The sequence below is a fragment of the Vulcanococcus sp. DEBay_Sum29NL08_54 genome, from assembly GCF_017859255.1.
Taxonomy (GTDB): domain Bacteria; phylum Cyanobacteriota; class Cyanobacteriia; order PCC-6307; family Cyanobiaceae; genus Vulcanococcus.
In genome coordinates this window covers 42,117-61,369 of the sequence record NZ_JAFMNJ010000005.1, presented here as the reverse complement: position 1 = coordinate 61,369, position 19,253 = coordinate 42,117, and the positions used below count along the sequence as shown (strand labels likewise).

General features: G+C 64.6%; 20 protein-coding genes. 6 read left to right on the top strand and 14 right to left on the bottom strand.

Annotated elements, in window-relative coordinates:
- Positions 1-102: 102 nt before the first annotated feature.
- From msrA to QZ186_RS03065, 8 genes are read right to left on the bottom strand one after another with little or no spacing between them, the layout of a single operon-like run.
- On the bottom strand, positions 103-738 hold the full coding sequence (gene msrA / locus QZ186_RS03100) for a peptide-methionine (S)-S-oxide reductase MsrA (protein ID WP_296415752.1): 636 nt from the start codon (positions 736-738) through the stop codon (positions 103-105).
- Positions 735-1,925, bottom strand: coding sequence for a lipid-A-disaccharide synthase (gene lpxB, locus QZ186_RS03095; protein ID WP_296415751.1), 1,191 nt, complete (start codon positions 1,923-1,925; stop codon positions 735-737). The genes msrA and lpxB overlap by 4 nt, the downstream gene beginning before the upstream one ends.
- Entirely contained in the window at positions 1,922-2,755 is an 834-nt protein-coding gene (lpxA, locus tag QZ186_RS03090) for an acyl-ACP--UDP-N-acetylglucosamine O-acyltransferase (RefSeq protein WP_029626156.1), read from the bottom strand. The genes lpxB and lpxA overlap by 4 nt, the downstream gene beginning before the upstream one ends.
- Positions 2,756-2,764: 9 nt before the next feature.
- Entirely contained in the window at positions 2,765-3,232 is a 468-nt protein-coding gene (gene fabZ / locus QZ186_RS03085; RefSeq protein ID WP_247479879.1) for a 3-hydroxyacyl-ACP dehydratase FabZ, read from the bottom strand.
- Entirely contained in the window at positions 3,229-4,071 is an 843-nt protein-coding gene (gene lpxC, locus QZ186_RS03080) for a UDP-3-O-acyl-N-acetylglucosamine deacetylase (protein WP_296415750.1), read from the bottom strand. The genes fabZ and lpxC overlap by 4 nt, the downstream gene beginning before the upstream one ends.
- Before the next feature lie 10 nt (positions 4,072-4,081).
- Positions 4,082-6,343 (bottom strand): BamA/TamA family outer membrane protein, encoded by a 2,262-nt coding sequence (locus QZ186_RS03075; RefSeq protein WP_247477186.1) that lies wholly within the window; start codon positions 6,341-6,343, stop codon positions 4,082-4,084.
- 50 nt (positions 6,344-6,393) lie between these two features.
- Positions 6,394-7,143, bottom strand: a complete 750-nt coding sequence (purC, locus tag QZ186_RS03070; protein ID WP_010315429.1) for a phosphoribosylaminoimidazolesuccinocarboxamide synthase — start codon at positions 7,141-7,143, stop codon at positions 6,394-6,396.
- Entirely contained in the window at positions 7,140-8,186 is a 1,047-nt protein-coding gene (locus QZ186_RS03065; RefSeq protein ID WP_296415749.1) for a hypothetical protein, read from the bottom strand. Before QZ186_RS03065 ends, purC begins: the two co-directional genes overlap by 4 nt.
- A 79-nt stretch (positions 8,187-8,265) precedes the next feature.
- Here QZ186_RS03065 and purD point away from each other — a divergent pair, with 79 nt between their 5' ends.
- Positions 8,266-9,558, top strand: a complete 1,293-nt coding sequence (purD, locus tag QZ186_RS03060) for a phosphoribosylamine--glycine ligase (RefSeq protein ID WP_296415747.1) — start codon at positions 8,266-8,268, stop codon at positions 9,556-9,558.
- A 24-nt stretch (positions 9,559-9,582) separates the two neighbouring features.
- Complete coding sequence (gene nblS / locus QZ186_RS03055; RefSeq protein WP_296415746.1) at positions 9,583-11,595, top strand: two-component system sensor histidine kinase NblS; 2,013 nt, start codon at positions 9,583-9,585, stop codon at positions 11,593-11,595.
- Here the strand turns inward: nblS and kaiC are convergent.
- The 3 genes from kaiC to QZ186_RS03040 form a co-directional block, all read right to left on the bottom strand.
- Positions 11,592-13,133 carry a circadian clock protein KaiC gene (gene kaiC, locus QZ186_RS03050; protein WP_010315422.1) on the bottom strand — a complete coding sequence of 514 codons (1,542 nt, stop codon included), beginning with the start codon at positions 13,131-13,133 and terminating at the stop codon, positions 11,592-11,594. The two genes, nblS and kaiC, sit on opposite strands and share 4 nt — an antisense overlap.
- A gap of 77 nt (positions 13,134-13,210) precedes the next feature.
- The gene (kaiB, locus tag QZ186_RS03045) at positions 13,211-13,558 is read right to left on the bottom strand and encodes a circadian clock protein KaiB (protein WP_010315420.1); all 348 of its coding nucleotides are present in this window, start codon (positions 13,556-13,558) and stop codon (positions 13,211-13,213) included.
- A gap of 38 nt (positions 13,559-13,596) precedes the next feature.
- Positions 13,597-14,442, bottom strand: a complete 846-nt coding sequence (locus tag QZ186_RS03040) for a circadian clock protein KaiA (protein WP_296415744.1) — start codon at positions 14,440-14,442, stop codon at positions 13,597-13,599.
- 143 nt (positions 14,443-14,585) lie between these two features.
- Between QZ186_RS03040 and rplU the strand changes: the two genes are divergently transcribed.
- Together rplU and rpmA are read left to right on the top strand one after the other, a co-directional pair.
- A complete protein-coding gene (rplU, locus tag QZ186_RS03035; RefSeq protein ID WP_010315416.1) occupies positions 14,586-14,939 on the top strand; it encodes a 50S ribosomal protein L21 in 354 nt (117 codons plus the stop codon).
- 41 nt (positions 14,940-14,980) lie between these two features.
- Positions 14,981-15,244, top strand: coding sequence for a 50S ribosomal protein L27 (rpmA, locus tag QZ186_RS03030; RefSeq protein ID WP_010315415.1), 264 nt, complete (start codon positions 14,981-14,983; stop codon positions 15,242-15,244).
- 60 nt (positions 15,245-15,304) lie between these two features.
- On the opposite strand, the gene QZ186_RS03025 is transcribed toward rpmA, so the two are convergent.
- On the bottom strand, positions 15,305-16,051 hold the full coding sequence (locus QZ186_RS03025; protein ID WP_010315414.1) for a methyltransferase domain-containing protein: 747 nt from the start codon (positions 16,049-16,051) through the stop codon (positions 15,305-15,307).
- Between the two features lie 6 nt (positions 16,052-16,057).
- On the bottom strand, positions 16,058-16,792 hold the full coding sequence (locus QZ186_RS03020) for a queuosine precursor transporter (protein ID WP_247477175.1): 735 nt from the start codon (positions 16,790-16,792) through the stop codon (positions 16,058-16,060).
- 61 nt (positions 16,793-16,853) lie between these two features.
- Here QZ186_RS03020 and truB point away from each other — a divergent pair, with 61 nt between their 5' ends.
- Positions 16,854-17,729, top strand: coding sequence for a tRNA pseudouridine(55) synthase TruB (gene truB / locus QZ186_RS03015; RefSeq protein WP_296415740.1), 876 nt, complete (start codon positions 16,854-16,856; stop codon positions 17,727-17,729).
- 18 nt (positions 17,730-17,747) lie between these two features.
- Positions 17,748-18,509, top strand: coding sequence for a YebC/PmpR family DNA-binding transcriptional regulator (locus QZ186_RS03010; RefSeq protein WP_296415739.1), 762 nt, complete (start codon positions 17,748-17,750; stop codon positions 18,507-18,509).
- On the opposite strand, the gene QZ186_RS03005 is transcribed toward QZ186_RS03010, so the two are convergent.
- The gene (locus QZ186_RS03005; protein ID WP_296415738.1) at positions 18,502-19,242 is read right to left on the bottom strand and encodes a glucosamine-6-phosphate deaminase; all 741 of its coding nucleotides are present in this window, start codon (positions 19,240-19,242) and stop codon (positions 18,502-18,504) included. The genes QZ186_RS03010 and QZ186_RS03005 overlap by 8 nt on opposite strands.
- Positions 19,243-19,253: the final 11 nt, after the last annotated feature.

Sequence of the window (19,253 nt, the reverse complement as noted above, 5' to 3'; positions counted from 1 at the left end):
TAATTCGGGCGGCCGGGAGGAAAAAGGCGTAAAAACCGGATCAGCACTCGAAAAAACCGAATTTTGCGCAATCGGCTCTTTAGCTTTTCCTCAGCTTTCCGGTCAGCGTCCAGTCACCCAGGGAGCATCGCTGCGGGCCTTTGATCCCCAGACCTGATCCAAGCGGCGATCCCGGCCGCAGGCCCAGCGGTAGTAGTTGTATTTGATCGCGTTGTTGACTGCGTAATTCTGGTGATAACCCTCGGCGGGCCAGAACCGCTTGAGGGGCTTGATCTGCACCTTGATCGCTGAGGCGGGCTTGCCCAGCTCCTTGGCTGCAGCCTGAAGGCTGGCCTTGGCTTGACTGAGCTGCTGCTCGCCCTCGGTGAAGATCACCGGTTTGTAGGACCCGCCGCGGTCACAGAACTGCCCGCCACCATCGAGGGGGTCGATATTGCGCCAGTAGGCCCGCAGCAGGGTGGGGTAGCTGATGGTCTGGGGATCAAAGCGGACGCGCACCACCTCTTGGTGCCCGGTGCCGCCAGAGCTGACCTGCCCGTAGCTGGGGTTGTCCAGATGGCCACCGCTGTAGCCGCTCTCGGCATCGATCACCCCCGGCAGGTCCTCCAGGTCGTGCTCCAGGCACCAGAAACAGCCACCAGCGAGGACCGCCTCTTCCGTGGCGGCCAGCGCGGAGGCACAGGGGCCTAGCAGCAGCAGGCCGATGGCCAAGCAGGCGGACAAGAGGCGCCGGATCATGCCGCACTCCCCCCTGGCAGGGCATCCAGGATCGCCGCGGCCGCCCGGCGGGTGACGCCCGGTTCCCCAAGGAGCTCACGCAAGCGGCGATAGCCCTGCGCAACCCGCTCCCGGGCGGACGGATCCTCCAGCAGCGGCAGGGCTGCTTCCACCACAGACTCGGGGGTGAGCTCGTCCTGCAGGAGCTCCGGGACCAGGCGCTCACCCACCACCAGATTGACCGGTGAGATGTGATCGACCTTGAAGCGCAGGATCTGCTTGGCCACCCAAGCCGTTGGTCGGCTGACCCGGTAGGCCACCACCTGGGGCACCCCCCGCAGGGCCAACTCCAAGTTGACGGTGCCGGATTTATTGATGGCGAGATCCGCTGCCGCACAGAGGACCGGACGCAGGGCATCGGCTTCCGCCGCCGGAATCACGCGGGCCTGCACTCCAGCCTGGGTCAAGACCTCCTTCAGGACCGGCTCAAAACTGGCCTGACCCGCCGGCACCACCACCTGCAGCCCCGGGCAGCGCCGCTGCAACTCGGCGGCCGCCTGGGCTAAGTCCGGCAGCAGATAGCGCAACTCCTGCTGGCGCGAGGCAGGGAGCAGCAGCAACAGGCGTTGATCCGGCTTCAAGCCCAACTGAGTGCGGGCCGCCTCACGACTGGGCAGCTGGGTCAAGGTGTCGATCAGGGGGTGCCCCACCCAAGTGACATCGGCCCCGCGGGAGCCGTAGAAGCGGGCCTCCTCTGGAAAGATCGCCAGGATCCGATCGGTGAAGCCGATCAGCCGGGTCGTCCCCCCCTCGCCAACGCGAAAGGCCCACTCCTGGGGAGCGATGTAATAGAGGATCGGGATCTTCGGCAGCAGCCGCTTGACCTTGAGGCCCAAGTTGACATTGGCCCCCATGTAATCGATCAGCACCAAGCCGTCGGGGGGGGACTGACGCAACCAGGCATTGACCCGGCGCTGCACCTGCAGGGTGGGCCAGACCAAGGGGAGAGCCTCCCAGAGGCCAATGGCGCCCATCGCCATCGTGTTCGCAAGGAGCGTTGCACCGGCCTGGGCCATGCGCTCACCGCCGAGGGCGAAGAGCTCCAGCTCAAGACCACGGGCCTGGGCCTCCTCCCGCAGGGCCTTGACCAACAGGCCGCCCTGCAGATCACCGGATACTTCGCCGGTGCTAATCAGCAGTCGCCTCATGAACGCCCGGCGGGCAGGGGACCTCGGCGACCGGGGCCAATCGAGGCCTCCAGGAAGCTCACCAGGGTTTCGGCGGGGGGAAACAGGCTCTGCTCACGCACGCCCTTGATCGCCTCAGCCAGCACCACATCACCGCGGTAGAGCTGGGCCCAGACCTGCTGCAGCTGCTTGGTTTGCGCGCCGCCATCCAGCTCGCTCAGACCACTGCGCTTCAAACCAATCCGGTTCAAGCCCCGCAGGCGACCGGGGTGGCCCTCAACGATCGCGAAGGGCGGAACATCACGGTCGATCCGGCTCATTCCACCCACCATCGCCATCGTGCCGATGTGGACGAACTGATGGATGCCCAGCACGCCTCCAATCACGGCGCGGTCACCGATCACCACATGGCCGGCCACGGCCACGCCGTTGGCGATCACAATGCGATTCCCCAGGTCGCAGTTGTGACCCAGGTGGCTGTAGGCCATCAGCAAATTGCCATCACCGATGCGGGTCTGCTCTCCCTCATGGGTGGCACGGTTGATGGTCACGCATTCGCGGATGGCGTTGTCATCGCCAATCACGACCTCGGTGGGTGCACCGTTGTATTTGAGGTCCTGGGGCTCGGCGCCAATCGAGGCCCCCGGGAAGATGCGGTTGCCCTTGCCGATGCTGACGCGGCCGTCGAGCACCACATGGGGGCCAATGCGCGTTCCTGAGCCGATCGACACCTCGGGACCGACCACGGCATAGGGGCCGATCTCAACGCCCGCATCGATCTGGGCCTTGGGATCCACCACGGCGGTGGGATGGATTCGGGTGCTGTCCCCGTTCATAACGGCCTGAGTCATGGGGGGAATTCAGTCGACCAGGGAGAACATCAATTCGCCGGAGCAGACCAGCTGTCCGTCCACCGTGGCCTCCGCCTTGACCTTCCCGAACCGTTGTCGCTTGAGCGACAGCAGTTCGCAAGTCATCACCAACTGATCACCCGGCACCACCGGACGGCGGAAGCGCACGCCATCAATCCCTGCGAAGACAAACAAACCCTTCGGGAGATCCGGCATCTGGGTGACGATCAAGCCCCCCACCTGGGCCATGGCCTCGACGATCAACACGCCTGGCATCAGCGGGCGACCGGGGAAATGGCCCTGGAACTGGGGCTCGTTGAAGGTGACGTTCTTGATCGCCACCGCCCGCTTGCCCGGCTCATGCTCGATCACCCGGTCCACCAGGGCGAAGGGATAGCGGTGGGGCAGCAGCCCCTGGATCTGCTCGCTGGTCAGAACTGGGGCGGAAGGGGTGGCGGATGAAGACAAGGAACTCAGCGAGAAGAAACCAGAGCGGCGGCCAAGGCGGTGTGCAGTCCGTGGGAGCCACGGAAGGCAAACACTTGGGCCAAAGGCAGTCCCGCTAAGGCGAGATCGCCCAATAGGTCAAGCAGCTTATGGCGCACGGGCTCGTCGGCAAAGCGCAGCGGGGGATTCAGCCAACCCTCCCCATCGCACACCAGGGCGTTATCCAATGCACCGCCCTGAATCAAGCCCGCAGCCCGCAGCTGATCCACCTGGTCTTTGAAGCCGAAGGTGCGGGCCGGGGCGATCTCATCGACGAAGGCCTGGGGGGTGAGTTCGAGGTTGAACAGCTGACGGCCAATGGCGGGATGGGGGAACTCGATGGCTGCCCCCAAGCGCAGGCGATCACTCGGGAGCGCCGTGGCAAAACTTTGGCCCTGCTGCAGGGTGATCGGTGCGGCCAGAGGCACAGCCTCAGGACGGGGACCGAGGCAGCGCAGGCCGGCCTCGGCCAAGGCCTCAACCCAGGGCTGGGCCGAGCCATCCAGCAGGGGAATCTCCTCGCCATCCACCAGGATCAGCGCCGAGGTCACCCCGACACCGGCCAGGGCAGCCAGCAGATGCTCCACGGTGGCGAGACGCTGCTCACCCAGCTGCAGGGCGGTGCAGAGCTGGGTTTCGCAGACCTGGGAGGGCTGCAGGCGGACGTGGGGACGCTCAGGGGCGTTGAGCCAACCCACGTAAAAACCCGGCTGCTCCGCAGGCTCCAGACGAACCCTGGCTTGAACACCGCTGTGGAGGCCCACACCGGAGCGCTCCACGGGCTGAGCCAGGGTCCACGCCTGGCTGTAATCGCTGGGCCAAAGGGTCACAGGAGCCGCCTCAGAACTTCCAACCCACACCGAGGTTGAAGCGCCATTCGTCGGTGAAGTCCTGGCTGGCCACCTCCAAACGCAGGGGGCCGACCGGGGTGGTGACGATCACGCCGACACCCGGGGAGACACCATCACCGGGCTTATCAAGCAGCGTCCCGGGATTCCCTGGAACATTGGCCTGGCTGCCAAAGGTGCTGCCGGCGTCCACGAAGATCTCGCCACTGATGATGCTGAAGATCGGGAAGCGGTATTCCACCGTCGCCTCACCGAAGCTCTTACCCACGCCCAGGTCGCAGTCGTAGTAACCGCGAACGGAGTTGGAGCCACCCAAGCAGAAGGCCTCGTAGACGGGCATGTTGCCGAGGTTGGTACCCACCGAAGCCTGGAAAGCCAAGGCCTGTTTGCAGTCTTCCTTCTGCCCAGGCTTGGGACGGCAGCCCTTGTAGAACTTCAGCCAGTTCACCGGGATGTAGTGGGTGGCACTGGCCCGCAGACGGTTGAAGGTCGGGGAGTCCTGACCGACGGAGACGAACTGCTCGGTGCCAACGCTCAGGAAGTTGCCCTGGGTGGGGTTCCGCGGGTCATTGAGCGTGTTCATCGAAGCCGCCAGGCGCAGGCCCACCAACTGGTTCGTCGTCGCGCCGTTTTCGCAGTTGTAGGCCACACAGATCACGTTGCTGACCGTGGTGGTGCCATTACCGCTGAAGTTGTTGGAGGCCGTGGCGTAGGGCATCGCCTCCCCCGCAAAGTTGATCGGCTTGACCTGCTGGGCGTTTAGGCCAACGACAACATTCCAGGGGGCCTTCTTGTAGGGGTCACCGCCGTTCAGGGGGCGGGCCAAGGAGGCCGTGCCACCAATCCGCTGGATCGCCACGGCATTGCCGTCGAGCTGGAACCAGTTGTTGTTGTCGCCGAGCTGGGGATTCGCAGCCTTGGCTGCCGTCGGCGAGGCATAGGGACCGGTGAAGACCGTTGAATTGCTCTGGTAGGCCAGGGCCGTGCTCGGGGCGTTGAAGAAGCCTTGGGAGACGTCAGAAACGGTGTAGAAGTTGCCGTTCTGCTGGCTCTGGAACACCTGGGGGACTTCCCGGCTCAGGAAGACCTTGGTGCGGAAGGCCGTGCGGTACTTATCGCCTTTGATCCAGGGGTCGGTGAAGGACACATCCGCCAATCCACCGAACTGGCCATAGGTGACGTTCAGGGCCAAATCCCAGGCGCGACCGAAGAGGTTGCTGTCCTGAAGCTGGATCTGACCAAAGATGCCCTGGCTCTGGCTGTAGCCGATACCGCCCGAGAGGGAGCCGGTGGACTGCTCCACCACACCCAGGACGATGGTGACGGCACCGGGCTCACCCGCGACCGGGCGCAGGGTCACCTTCACATCACCGAAGAGACCGGTGCCATAGAGACGCTTGATGTCGTCTTCCAGTTGGCGGCGGTTGAAGGTGTCGCCGGCCTTGATCGAAATCTCTCGGGTGACCACCCAGGTCTTGGTTTTGCCGCGGATCGGCTGACCCTTGTCGTTGGTGCTGTCGCCCTCCTTGTTGAGGAACTGCACTTCGACGCCCGCCACGGTGCCCTCACGCACCAGCAGCTGCACCACACCCGCGGGGCTGACGCGGGTTGGACCGGTGACCCGAGCGAGGGAATAGCCCTGATCGGCGTACCACTTCTGCAGCTCAGCGATGCGGGCCTGCAGGGCGTTGAGATTCAGGGTCTTGCCGTAGTCCGCGGCAAAGATGTCGGGGATGAGGTTGTCCGGAAGCTTGGTGGTCTCGCTAACGCCCTCAAGGTCCACCTTGGTGAGCACCGGGTTCGGCACGACCGTGACCACGAGCCGGACGCCCAGGGGGCTATCGACGGGCTGAATGCGGACGTCGGAGAACCAACCGCTGGCGTAGATCGCGGACAGATCCGTCTGCAATTGAGCGCGGGTGACGCGACTGCCGGGGCGGGTGGCCATCGCGTCGTACACCGCGATCTCCATCCGCTCCTGCTCCGGATGCCCCTCAGCCCCCTGGACCACCACCTCACTGATCAGCACCTGGGGCTCAGCGGGAGCCGCTGGCGCCAAGGAATCACTGGTGCTGGGGGCAAGTGATGGTCTGGAACTGGGGGTCTCAGACGCAGGCTGGTCTACCGGTGCAGGGTCCTCTGGTTCCGGACTCTTGTCCTGGGCCCAGACCGGGCCAACCCCAGCGACCAGGGGCAACGTCAGTGCCAGCCCCAGGCTCCATGCGTGGTTCTTGCCGTTGCGGGTTGCAGCCATGGAACGGGGACTGGAGCGGCGAACCGCAAATTCCGCCGAACCTACTTGGCTCAGCGGGGTTCTGGACAGGCGGCTTGGACCCGTTTGAGAACCTCCCCGTAGGCCTCGACCACACCGCCGAGATCCTGGCGGAAGCGATCTTTGTCCAAGATCCGCTCCTGGGCATCGCCGCTGACGTTCCTGTCCCAGAGACGGCAGGTATCGGGACTGATTTCATCGGCCACCACCAGCTGGCCGTCGGTGGTGAAACCCAGTTCGATCTTGAAGTCCACCAGCTCCAGGGCGATCTCGGCAAAAAAGCGACGCAGCACCGCGTTGACGGCCATGGCCAGACGCTCCAATTCCTGGCGCTGGGGTGCCGTCAGCACCCCCAGACGCTCCAGTCGCGCATCGGTCAGCAGGGGATCGCCGTAGGCGTCGTCCTTGTAATAGAGATCCAGCAGCGGCGGATCCAAGGGGGTGCCGGGCTCGATCGGCATCTGTTTGCACAGCGAGCCAAAGGCGATGTTGCGCACCACCACTTCCACCGGAACGATCTGAACCGGCTTCACCAACATCCAGTTGGGTTCCTGCAGGGAGAGGTAGTGGGTGGCGATCCCCTCCCGCTCGAGCAACTCGAACAGCCGCGCCGAGATCTGGCAGTTCATCAACCCCTTGCCCGCCAGCTGGGCCTTTTTGAGGGCGTTGAAGGCGGTGGCGTCGTCCTTGTACTCAACCGCCACCAAATCGGTTTGATCGGTCTGGAAGACGCGCTTGGCCTTGCCTTCGTAGAGGAGAGATCCGAGGGTGTAAGCGGTCATGGTTGCGGTGCGGCGTGGCCTCCGGGATCGCGGGGGGAACGCAACTGCTGCTGCAATGCGTCGGCCCTGGCGCTTTGTCCTGAATCTTGCCGGGTGATCGCCCACTCGCTGTAGGCATCATCCAGGCGCTGGCTCAGACGGCTCAGGCGGGCGCGGGAGCGCTCCGCCACCGCGCCGGACTCGGATTCGATCAAGACGCGCTGCTGCTCCAGCAAGGCGATGGCCAGGCCCCAGGCCTGGGCCGCCGCCGCCTGATCCAGGGCGCGCTCCATCAGCTGATCGCGTTCGGCCAAGGGAAGTTGCGCAAGCAGAGCGACCGCTTGGCTGAGGCGCTCCGCCGCCACCTGACCCGGTCGTCGTCCGGCCAAGAGCAGCGCCGCCGCCTCCTGGTGGCGCTCCAGAACGATCAGGTGTTCGACGTAGAGATCCAGGGCAGGCCGCGTCAGCACGGTGCCGTCCTCATTCACCCGGACAGGAAGGGCCAGGGTCTCCAGGCGCTCGGGATCAGCCGCGGTCAACTGCTCCAACAGGCGCGCCGCCAAGTCGTGATGCAGACCAGCCATGGCGGCGCGCCAGCGCTGCACCAACCACTGCTCGCGCTCGAGACCGGGAGCCGGACCAAAGCGGTTCAGCACCTCCAGGGCCGCATCGGGGGCCCGGCAGCTGAGCAGAGCATTGGCATTCACCAACACCACCGGGAAGGGCTGGGGCGGTGGGGCCACGGTCAACAACCGCTGCTGGAGCAGCTGCAAACGGGTCACAAAGTCAAAGCTGGCGGCCTCCTGGCAGGCCAGGTTGAGGGCCCGTAGGTCCCCGGTTTTCAGTAGCTCCTGAAACTCCGCTTCCGGGGTGCTCCCTTCGAGTTCTGGGGCCGAGGGTCCCTGGACCTTGGGCTTCGGCTGACCGCGAAACAGATCGCCAATGAAGGGCAACTTGGCCTCGGCGGGCAGGGCCGCAGCCAGCACCAAGGGAAGCAGCGCCAAGCCCCAAGCCCACGGCTGCCGCCGGCGCGCCCCCACCGGCGAGTAAAGAAGGAAAGGCACCGGCAGCGGTCTTCTGGGGGACAACCTAGGGGAGCTCACCGCTGTGATCACCGAACGAACCACCCGCCTCCTGCCCTCCATGACCGCGCCCGCTGCCCCGCAACACGTGCTGGTCGTCGGAGGAGGCGGACGGGAGAACGCCCTGGCCTGGGCCCTGGCCCGCAGCGCTGGCGTCAAGCAGGTCTGGGTGGCCCCAGGCAACGGCGGCACCGCTGAACTCGAGGGCTGCATCCAGCTGGCCATCAGCGAGGGCGATCAGGACGCCCTGCTGAAGACCTGCCAAGACGAAACGATTGACCTGGTCGTGGTGGGTCCCGAAGCCCCCCTGGCCGCGGGCCTCGGCGATCGCCTGCGCCAGGCTGGCTTTGCCGTCTTCGGCCCTGGAGCGGACGGCGCCCAGCTGGAGGCCAGTAAACAGTGGGCCAAGGCGCTGATGGTGGAGGCCGGCATCCCCACGGCGGGCTACTGGAAAGCCAACAGCAAAGAGGAAGCCCTCCGTGCCCTCGACGCCCAGGGCAAGCCCCTGGTGGTGAAGGCTGACGGACTGGCCGCCGGCAAGGGGGTGACCGTGGCCGAGAGCGTGGACGAAGCCCGCGCCGCCATTGAAGAGATCTTTGCTGGACGGTTTGGAGGCGAAGCCTCCCTGGTGCTGGAGGAGCGCACCCACGGCCCCGAGGTCTCGGTCTTTGCCCTCAGTGACGGCCAGCGCATGGTGCTGCTGCCCCCCGCCCAGGACCACAAACGCATTGGCGAAGGGGATGTGGGCCCCAACACCGGCGGCATGGGGGCCTATGCCCCGGCCCCACTGCTGGATCAAGCCGGTCTCGAGGAGGTCAAACGGCTCGTGCTCGATCCCACCCTGGCGGCCCTGCAGGCCCGGGGGATCAGCTACCGGGGGGTCATCTACGCGGGCCTCATGCTCACCGAAACCGGTCCGAGCGTGATCGAGTTCAACTGCCGTTTCGGGGACCCCGAATGCGAGACCCTGATGCCCCTGATGGGGCCGGAGTTTGCGGCGGTCCTTCTGGCCTGCGCCACCGGCCAACTCGACACCGCCCCAGCCCTGACCATTCACGAACAGTGCAGTGCCTGCGTGATTGCCGCAGCCCAGGGCTATCCCGGGGAGATCCGCAAGGGAGACCCCATCTCGAGCTCCGTGGAGAACGGCGCCGATCTGCAGCTGTTCCATGCCGGAACTCGCCGGGATGAAGCCGGGGTCTGCCACACCAACGGGGGCCGGGTGCTGGCGATGGTGGCCCAAGCAGGCGACTTTGACGCCGCCTTCGCCAAGGCCTACGAAGGCCTCCAGCAGGTGCACTTTGAAGGCATGACCTATCGCCGCGACATCGGCCACCAGGTCCGCAGCCACTAAGCTTCCGCCGCCGATCCCAGCACCTTGACCAGCAGCTCCACACCGCTTGCCCCTCGCCGCTGGTGGCAGAGCCTGGTGCGCTGGTGGGCGGAATTCAGCCTCCAAACCAAGCTGCTGGCGGCCGCCACCCTGGTGGTCAGCCTGGTGATGACGGCCATCACCTTCTTTGCGCTCAACGGCATCCAGGCGGATGTGCGCATGAGCGACACCCGCTTTGCCCGCGACCTGGGCCTGCTGCTCTCCGCCAACGTCACTCCGCTGGTGGCCCAGGGCAACGACCGGGAGCTGGCGGCCGTCGCCGAACGCTTCTGGAAATCCAGCCGCAGCCTTCGCTACATCTTCTTCGCCGATCCCGACGGGATCATCTACCTGGGGATCCCCATCAGCGGCACCAGCGGCAGCAGTGAGCTGCTGCTCAGCCGCAAGTTGGAACTGCCCGCCGAACTCTCCAAACGTCCGCAGAACCCACTGATCCGGCAACACCTGACCCCCGATGGTCAGGTCACCGATGTCTTCGTGCCCCTGGTTGCCGATGGGCGCTACATGGGTGTGCTGGCCCTGGGGATCAACCCCAACGAAGCCGCCCTGGCCAGTGCCGCCCTGAGCCGCGAGGTGACGGTGGCGGTGTTCATCTCGATCTGGATCTTGGTGATCCTGGGGGCCGTCTTCAACGCCCTGACCATCACCCAGCCGGTCAAGGAGCTGCTGCGGGGGGTGCGCTCGATCGCAGGGGGCGACTTCGAGGCGCGCATTGCCCTGCCCGTTGGCGGTGAACTGGGGGAACTGCTGGACGGCTTCAACGACATGGCCTCCCAGCTCGAGGCCTACAACGAGGCCAACATCGAAGAGCTCACCGCCGCCCAGGTGAAGCAGCAATCGCTGATCGCGACCATGGCCGATGGGGCCTTGCTGCTGGATTCCGAAGGGCGGGTGGTGCTGGTTAACCCCACCGCCAGGCGCCTGTTCCGCTGGGAGGGCCGCAATCTGGAGGGCACGCGGCTGATGGACGAACTGCCCGAGGGACTGAACCTCGAGTTGCAGACCCCCCTTGAGAGCCTGCTGGAGAACGACAAGGAGAGCAGCGATGTGCGCTGCAGCTTTGGCGAACCGCCGCGCACCCTGCGCATCGTTCTGCAGTCCGTGCGCGATGCCAGCGGCGAAACCCTGAAGGGCATCGCCGTCACCGTCCAAGACCTCACCCGCGAGGTGGAACTCAACGCCGCCCAGAGCCGTTTCATCAGCAACGTCTCCCATGAGCTGCGCACGCCGCTCTTCAACATCAAGAGCTACGTCGAGACCCTCCACGACATGGGCGAGCAGCTCAGCGAGGAGGACCGGAGGGACTTTCTGGCGATCGCCAACTCCGAGACCGACCGCCTCACCCGCCTCGTCAATGACGTCCTCGATCTCTCCCGACTGGAGAGCGATCGGGCCTGGTCGATGGAAGCGGTGGAGCTGGGCCCGGCGATGGAGCAAACCCTGCGCAATTACAAGCTGAACGCCAAGGAAAAAGGCGTCGAGCTCGACCTTCATGTCACCGACGAGCTGCCCCGGGTTCGCGGCAACTGGGACCTGCTGCTGCAGGTGCTCGACAACCTGGTGGGCAACGGCCTGAAGTTCACCGCCGCCGGGGGCCGCCTGAGCCTGCGGGCCTACCCCTGGCCTGACATCTGCAGGATTGACCCCAGCACGGCGGCCAACCCGGACAACCCCGCCTGCGAGCTGACCGCGCCGCTGCCGAAGCTACGGGTGGAAATCTCCGATACCGGTTCAGGCATCTCCCGCGAAGACCAGGAGAAGATCTTTGATCGCTTCTACCGGGTCGAGAACGCTGTTCACACCGAAGTGGGAACTGGTCTGGGGCTTTCCATCGTGCGGGGCATCCTGGAGAAGCACGGGGCCACCGTTCGCATGGTGAGCGAACTCAATGTGGGCACCACCTTCTGGTTTGACCTGCCCCTCGAAGACGCTGACGACACGGAACTGCGCCTGCAGGCCGAACGGCGAAGCAGCAGCAATTTGGGTGACGGGATCTAGAACTGGCCCTCGCCAACCCCCTTCACGATGCGTGAGAGCTCGCTGCGCTCATCGTGGTCAATGCGGTGCGGCACACCACTAATAATCCGCTCGAAGTTGGAGAAGGAGTCCTTAATTTCAGGGCCGTTGCTCGTAATGATGTATTCACGAATTCCCTTGTCATGCCACGAGCCACGCATCTTGAAGACGTTCAGAGCGCGGGCCATCTCACCACGGATCTCGACGTACTGAAGCAGCAGGATCGTGTCGGTAATCGTCGAGATATGGGAGTCGGTAATCGAGTGACTTCCCATGAATTCCTCGGAGGTATTCGTAAAGAAGCCCGCGATTTCTTCCTGCTTGGCGTAACCGGTCACGCCGATCACAAACTGGCGGAAGGCGTTATGGCTCACGCCCCGCGCCAGGGCCGAGAGGGAGTCGATCGCCATCCGCGATGGCTTGAACTGGCTGATTTCGGTCTTGATGATTTGGAGGTGATCCTCTAGGCCCGTTGATTCGGGATAGGCACAAATAATTTTGAGCAGCCCCTGGCGCTCCATCTCCTCGAAATCCAACCCCCAACTGGTGGCATTGCGCAGCAGCTGGGCCCGGGATTCCTCATAGGCAAAGAGGATGGCCCGCTCCTTGTTGGCGCAGGCGTTCTCCACAAACTTGCTGACCAGCAGGGTCTTACCCGTCCCTGTCGCACCGGTGGCCAGGATGATCGAATCCTTGAAGAAGCCGCCGCCGCACATCTCATCGAGACGGGGGACACCCGAGCTCACGCGGACATTGGAGCTGCGCTGGGTCAGGCGCATGGCCCCCAGCGGGAAGATGCTGATGCCGTGGGAGCCCATGGTGAAGGGGAACTCCCCTTTCATGTGGGTGGTACCGCGCAACTTCAGGATTTCCACCGTCCGCCTGCGGCGCTCCCCCTCCAAGACATTGCGGAGGATCACCACGTTGTCGCTGACGAATTCCTCCACCCCGTAGCGGGCGATGGGACCGTATTCATCAATCCGCTCGGTGGTCATCACCGTGGTGACGCCGATCTCCTTCAGGCGGGCAATCAAGCGGAAGATCTCCCGGCGCACGACCGAGACCGCGTCGTACTGCTGAAAAACGGCCGTGATCGAATCGATCGCCACACGCCGAGCCTTGTACTTACGGATCGCGTAGTTAATTCGCTCGATCAGACCTGACAGATCGAAGCTGCCAGCGACATCTTGCCCTTCCGGATCAGGGGAAGCATCCAACAGGAACAGCTTGTCCTGCTCCACCATTTCCTGGAGATTCCAGCCAAAGCTGGCCGCATTGCGGAGAATATCGAGCGGCGACTCTTCAAAGGTGACGAAAATCCCGGGCTCGTCAAACTGACGAATTCCGTTGTAGAGAAAGTTCAGCGAGAACACGGTTTTACCCGTGCCCGATGTCCCACTGATCAGGGTGGAGCGCCCAATGGGGAGACCGCCCTGGCAAACGTCGTCAAACCCCTCAATCCCCGTCGGCAGCTTCTGGACCGAGGCGAGATGATTGGACTGTGGGCTGGGGTCCTGCATGGGGAGGATGGTCCTGTCAGAAATCTAGTTCGTTTTCATGGCTATGGCAGCCACTCTTGTGAAGGAAACGTTGGTTTTCACACAAGATCACCCACCGCATCCTGGTCCAACAAGGACTCGGACAAGGCCTCATCGCTGAGCTCCTCAAACAAGAGATCCAAACCAATCAAAACCCTCTCCCGGTCTGAGAGATCACCAATGATTCGACGCACCGGTGGCGGGAGGATCTTGGCGAGGGTGGGCGTCGCCAGGATCTTGTCTTCTTCAGCGAGCTGAGGGTTCTTCAGAACATCAATCACTTTCAGGGCGTACACACCCTGAAATTCCGTATCAAGGATATTCCGCAGGGTCTTCAATGCGCGCATCGAGTTGGGCGTGTTTCCCGCCACATAGAGCTTCAGGATGTAGGTCTTGCGTGGACTCATCGGAATCACCTCCTTAAGACAAATGGAACGAGTAAGAACTAACCAACGGCCTCACCAGGCGGTGGTTCCGCCAAGGGGAGATCCGGGGGAATGGAACGCCGGTACATCTCACACAAATGGGCCATCACATCCAAAAGCGCAAGGCGGTAATCCTGAAGAAAATCGTTTTTATGGCCTTCAAGCCGCAGTTGCTTCCAGAAGGAATCCATCAGATCCACGTGGATCTCAACAACGCTGTTGACCGGGAGATCGCAAAAGAAGGCGCTGTGGACAAAGCTCTCGATCGCCTGGTTGGCCGCCGCAGGATCCTTGAAGTAACTGATCAGGATGTCGCGGTAGCCCCGCTGCAACGACTGGCGCAACTCGCCGTGGTCAGGCTCCGGGAGATTGCGCAAAAACAGGGACGGATCCCGCTTGTAGAAGACCCCCAGGTAGCCCAGGCGCCCCTGAAGTCGATTGGGTAGCCGCCAGGACAGCGGTGTCGAGGCCGACTCACTGCCCGACTCCGATTGGGCAGACAGTCCCTTGCGCAGGAAGCGCGAAACCGCAGCATCCAGGCTGTAGACAACCTGCTCAAGCTGGTCCTGGGGCAGATGCACCTCCGCCTCGTGATAATCGACGCGGCCGTTGACTTCCCCCACCACAACCGCCGGCAGAAGCACCCCTTGCTGACGCAACCCTTGGAGGGCCTCTGGGGGCGTGACACCCTGCTGCAGCAGCACCACATCAAAGGCATCCCGCCGCTGCAGCAATTCAGCGATCGGATCGGGAAGGGAGCCCAGGTCCTCCAGGCAGTAGCGCTCACCCTTCAGCCAGCTGGTGGCAGCCTTGACCAGACGAGGGTCCGACAACAGCGAAGCAATAGTGAGCGCCGGCTGGGTCATGGCCCTGAGTTGGAGCCCTGGCAAGTGACCTCAGTGTTGACGGGAGTGCCCTCGAGCGGTGAAACTCGTTGTTTGTCTTCCAATTGCCGTGGCAGGCCGCAATGACGGCGTCCTTCCGTCAGCCTGACCACGCCCCTTCTGTCATGAGTACTGATTCGCAAACCGGCCCCTACGCCATCGTTGAGACCTCGGGTACCCAGGTCTGGGTTCAGCCCAACCGCTACTACGACCTCAACCGGATCCACGCCGAGGTCGACAGCACCCTCACCCTCGAGAACGTGCTGCTGGTGAACGACGGCAAGGCCGCCAACGTGGGTCAGCCCTACGTCAAAGGGGCCACCGTTGAGCTGCAGGTGATGGCTCACCGCCGCGGCCAGAAGGTCATCGTCTACAAGATGCGCCCTAAGAAGAAGACCCGCCGTAAGAACGGTCACCGTCAGGAGCTCACCCGCGTGATGGTCAAGTCCATCAGCGTCGGCGGCAAAGCACTGGCCTGAACCTCCAGATCCTTCTCCTGAACTCCTGAGCTTCCTCCCCCATGGCCCACAAGAAAGGCACCGGCTCCACCCGTAACGGCCGCGACTCCAACGCCAAGCGTCTTGGCGTGAAGCGCTACGGCGGTGAATCCGTCAGCGCCGGTTCGATCCTGATCCGCCAGCGCGGCACCTCTGTGCTCCCCGGCAACAACGTCGGCCGCGGTGCTGACGACACCCTCTTCGCCCTGGTCGACGGTGTGGTCAGCTTCGACACCATCAAGCGCGGTCTGCGCACCCGCAAGCGCATCAACGTGGCCCTCGGCTGAAGCCCAGCACCACGGTTGATTGAGCCGGCACCCAGGTGCCGGCTTTTTTGTGGCCGGGCCTCAGGCCAGGCGGTAGGCGCGGGTGGTGATCAGATAGGGATGGAACACCTCCAGGAAGCGGGCCTGGAGGGTGCGGAAGAAGCGCTCCACCAGGGCCGGATCATCGAAGTGGAAGGGATACTCGCCGTTGAACCCCTGGAAGAAATACCAATTCAGGAGGGCGATCGCCTCCGGCCCCATCCGCTGAGCGAACTGCTCGAGCTGCGCCGAGGGATCGTTGAGGTGCTCAAGGACGTCCAGGCACACCACCGTGTCAAACCGCTCGGGCAGGGCGGCGTCGCCGAGGTCGCGGAAACAACGCAGCTTGTGGGCCAAGCCAAAGCGCTCCGCCCGCTCCGTCACGAAAGCGCGATTGGCGGGGTTGAGGTCGACGAACCAGACCGACTCGACCTCAGGCAGGGCCGCCGCCGCCAGGGCATGGGTGCCAATCCCGCCGCCGAAGTCGAGGACCTGCCCCTTGGCAAACATGGCCTGCAAGCGCAGGGTGTCCGCGATGTAATCCGCACTGCTCAGGTGCCAAGCCGCGAGCTCCAGCAGATGGGCATGGCCCACCTCGTTCTCGTAGAAGCTCCCCGCCTGCTCGGGATCAAAGGCCCCAGGGTGGGCAGCGGCCAGGGCCTCGGTCGCCATCGGCAACTGCTGCTCCAGCTCCGCTGCCGTGAGCTGGAGATGGGACGCCAGATGCTGGCGTAGATCAAATCCCCCGGAGAGAAAGTGATCGAGGGAGAGAGCGGCGGTGACGGTCATGGCTGATCACCGTAGAGGTCGCTGCTCAGGTCCCAACTCCGCCCCAGCCCCGGGAACCATCAACCAGCGGCGCAGCCAGGCCGTCAGCCAATAGAAGGGCAGGGTGTCCAGTAAGGCCGCCAGGGCCTTGAACAGGTAGCCACTGGCAATGAAGCTCAGCAGTTGAGGCGCCACCGGAAGATCCGCGCGCACCGGAAGGACGTGGGCGGCGTAGTGGCTGATCAGCACCACCGCCGTCGTATCCACCAACTGGCTGACCAGGGTCGAGCCGTTGTTGCGCAACCAAAGCGCCCGACCACCGGTGCGCCGCTTCCAGAAATGAAACAGGCGGACATCGGTGAACTGGGCCGCCATGTAGGCCGCCATTGACGCTCCGATCGCGCCAAAGGCCAAGCCCTGAACGGCAAAAAACGTCTCCTCCGGCGCCCCCGGCAGACCCGGCAACACACCGCCGAGCCAGAGCACCAGGACGATCCAACCGTTCAACAGCAAGCCCACCCAGACCAACTGATTGGCCCGCTGCTCGCCCCAGATCTCACTGATCAGGTCCGTGCAGAGGAAGGTCACCGGATAGGGGAGGGCTCCAACCGCCACCACCACCGGCCATGAGCCGATCTGACCGAGCTGCAGGAAGCGGGTCAGGCCAAGGATGTTCAACATCCCCATCGTTCCAAGGAACAGACCCGAGAGGACGAGAAAGGCCAGCTCCCGGCGCTGTTGCAGCGCCTCATCCACGGGCATTGGGGGGCATCAGCTGTGCCACACGGTGGCACCATTGCGGCGTGCTCGCCTCAATCCAGCGTTGACCTGCGGCTTTCTCGTACTGGACAAGCCCGCAGGGATGAGCTCCCACAGCTGTGTCTCAAGGATTCGCAGGGCCTACGGGCTCAAACGGGTGGGGCATGGAGGAACGTTGGATCCCGCGGTCACCGGCGTGCTGCCCATTGCCCTGGGGCCCGCCACCCGGCTGCTCCCCTATCTGGAGAGCGACAAGACCTATCGGGGGGTCATCCAACTGGGGGTCACAACCGACAGCGATGACCTGGAGGGCCAGGTCCTGGAGCAGCGCCCCCTGCCCAACCTCAGCCCAGAGGCCATCGGCGAGGCGCTCGCCCCATTTCGCGGGGCGATTCAACAGCGACCTCCGGCGGTCTCAGCGGTCCACGTCAATGGAGAGCGCGCCTACAAATTGGCCCGCGCCGGCCAGTGCCCTGAGCTGCCTCCCCGCCCGGTGACGATTCACCGCTTGGAGCTGCTGGGCTGGGATCCAACCCAAGGGCAGATCGACCTGGAGGTGCACTGCAGCTCTGGCACCTACATCCGCTCCCTGGCCCGAGACCTCGGCGAGGCCCTGGGCTGCGGTGGCAGCCTGGCGCGCCTGCGGCGGACCCAAGCCCTGGGCTTTGACCTGGCGCAAAGCGTCACCCTGGAGCAACTGGAGGGGGAACCTCCCGCACTGCTCAACCCCCTGGAGGTCCTGCGCCACCTCCCCCAACACCGGCTGGACGAGGAGGGGCTCGCGGGCTGGCGCTGCGGGCGCCTGCAGGACTGTGACCCCAGTTGGGCACTCGAGGACGCCGTTGTGGTCGTGAATCCAGATGGCAACCTGGCGGGCATGGCCCGGGTCGCCTCCCCTGGGCAACTCCAACCCAAGCTCGTGCTCGACGCCGCGGGCTAGTTCACTCGGAAATCACGCATGGCCGGCCACAGCCGATGGGCCCAAATCAAACGCACCAAGGCCGTGGTGGATGCCAAGCGCGGAGCGGTCTTCACGCGGCTGGGACGGGAAATCATGGTGGCGGCCCGGGCCGGCGCAGACCCCGCGGGCAATTTCCAACTGCGCACCGCCATTGAGAAGGCCAAGGCGGCGCGGGTGCCCAACGCCAACATCGAGCGGGCCATCGCCAAGGGCTCCGGGCAGGGGGGAAGCGGGGCCGATCAATTTGAAGAGGTGCGCTACGAGGGCTATGGGCCCGGGGGCGTGGCGGTGCTGATCGAATCGCTCACGGACAACCGCAACCGCTCGGCGGCGGAGATTCGGCTGGCCTTCAACAAAAACGGCGGCAACCTCGGGGAGACCGGCTGCGTCGGGTACCTCTTCGAGCACCGCAGCGTCGTGCGCCTCAGCCAAGCCGGCCTGCAGGACGAGGTCCTGCTGGAGCAGCTGCTCAACCTTGAGGAGCCGGTGCTGAGCTACGAGATCGATGCCGACGGCGCAGACATCCTCGGCGCCTTTGAACAACTGGAATCGCTGCAGGACAGCCTGCGCAGTGCCGGCCTGCCCGTGAGCGGCTGGGAGCACCGTTGGATTGCCCAAACCCCCTGCCAGCTGGAGGATCCCGAGACCCTCGCCGGCTGCCTGAAGCTGCTCGATGCCCTCGAAGAGCTGGACGACGTACGGACGGTCACCTCCAACCTGGAGGCGGACGAAGCCCTGATGGACGCCGCCCTCAGCTGAGGGCAGAGGCCGCCTCCGGGTCCGCCACCACCTCCAACTGGGGATGGCGCTGCAACCAACTGGCGGGAACCTGCTCGCAGGGCGGCTCCTGCAGGGAGCGCCGCAGGATCTCGGCCTTGGCCGCGCCGGTCACCACCAACAGCAGGGAACGGGCCCCGAGGATCTCAGCCGTCCCCAGGGTGATGGCTTGATCGGGGACGGATGCCGGGTCTCCGCCGAAGTCCGCGGCGTTCTGCTCCCGGGTGGCCTGGCTCAAGGCCAAGGCCCGGCAGGGCTGCTCTGGGCCGCAGGGGGGCTCGTTGAAGCCCACATGACCATTGCTGCCGAGGCCCAGCAGTTGCAGCCCAATGCCCCCGGCCCCCTGGAGCTCCTGGCGGTATCGCCGGGCCTCCTGCTGCGGATCAGCCGCCAGACCATTGGGAATCCGCAGGGCACCAGGGGGGAGCTGCAGCGGTGCCCCCAGCTGAGCCTGCATAAACGCGGCAAAGGAGCGCGGGTCCTGCGCACCCAGGCCGACGTATTCATCGAGGTTGAAGCTGCACCATCCCGCCAGGAGCCGCTGACGCTCCTCGGCGGGTAACTGGCGCCACTGCCGCACCAAGGCGCCGTAGACCGGCCGCATCGTCCGGCCCGTGGCCAGGCCCAGGTTGCCCCCGGAGCGCAGTGCCTCCAGCAGACGACTAGCCACCAACTCCGCCACGGCGCCGCCATCGGCAGCCCGCGTCAGGGTCATCAGCTGAGTGC

Excerpts from the sequence above, each read along its gene's own strand:
- msrA (WP_296415752.1), bottom strand. The coding sequence starts at position 738 with ATGATCCGGCGCCTCTTGTCCGCCTGCTTGGCCATCGGCCTGCTGCTG.
- lpxB (WP_296415751.1), bottom strand. The coding sequence starts at position 1,925 with ATGAGGCGACTGCTGATTAGCACCGGCGAAGTATCCGGTGATCTGCAG.
- lpxA (WP_029626156.1), bottom strand. The coding sequence starts at position 2,755 with ATGACTCAGGCCGTTATGAACGGGGACAGCACCCGAATCCATCCCACC.
- QZ186_RS03075 (WP_247477186.1), bottom strand. The coding sequence starts at position 6,343 with ATGGCTGCAACCCGCAACGGCAAGAACCACGCATGGAGCCTGGGGCTG.
- purC (WP_010315429.1), bottom strand. The coding sequence starts at position 7,143 with ATGACCGCTTACACCCTCGGATCTCTCCTCTACGAAGGCAAGGCCAAG.
- purD (WP_296415747.1), top strand. The coding sequence starts at position 8,266 with ATGACCGCGCCCGCTGCCCCGCAACACGTGCTGGTCGTCGGAGGAGGC.
- kaiC (WP_010315422.1), bottom strand. The coding sequence starts at position 13,133 with ATGCAGGACCCCAGCCCACAGTCCAATCATCTCGCCTCGGTCCAGAAG.
- kaiB (WP_010315420.1), bottom strand. The coding sequence starts at position 13,558 with ATGAGTCCACGCAAGACCTACATCCTGAAGCTCTATGTGGCGGGAAAC.
- QZ186_RS03040 (WP_296415744.1), bottom strand. The coding sequence starts at position 14,442 with ATGACCCAGCCGGCGCTCACTATTGCTTCGCTGTTGTCGGACCCTCGT.
- rplU (WP_010315416.1), top strand. The coding sequence starts at position 14,586 with ATGAGTACTGATTCGCAAACCGGCCCCTACGCCATCGTTGAGACCTCG.
- rpmA (WP_010315415.1), top strand. The coding sequence starts at position 14,981 with ATGGCCCACAAGAAAGGCACCGGCTCCACCCGTAACGGCCGCGACTCC.
- QZ186_RS03025 (WP_010315414.1), bottom strand. The coding sequence starts at position 16,051 with ATGACCGTCACCGCCGCTCTCTCCCTCGATCACTTTCTCTCCGGGGGA.
- QZ186_RS03020 (WP_247477175.1), bottom strand. The coding sequence starts at position 16,792 with ATGCCCGTGGATGAGGCGCTGCAACAGCGCCGGGAGCTGGCCTTTCTC.
- QZ186_RS03010 (WP_296415739.1), top strand. The coding sequence starts at position 17,748 with ATGGCCGGCCACAGCCGATGGGCCCAAATCAAACGCACCAAGGCCGTG.
- QZ186_RS03005 (WP_296415738.1), bottom strand. The coding sequence starts at position 19,242 with ATGACCCTGACGCGGGCTGCCGATGGCGGCGCCGTGGCGGAGTTGGTG.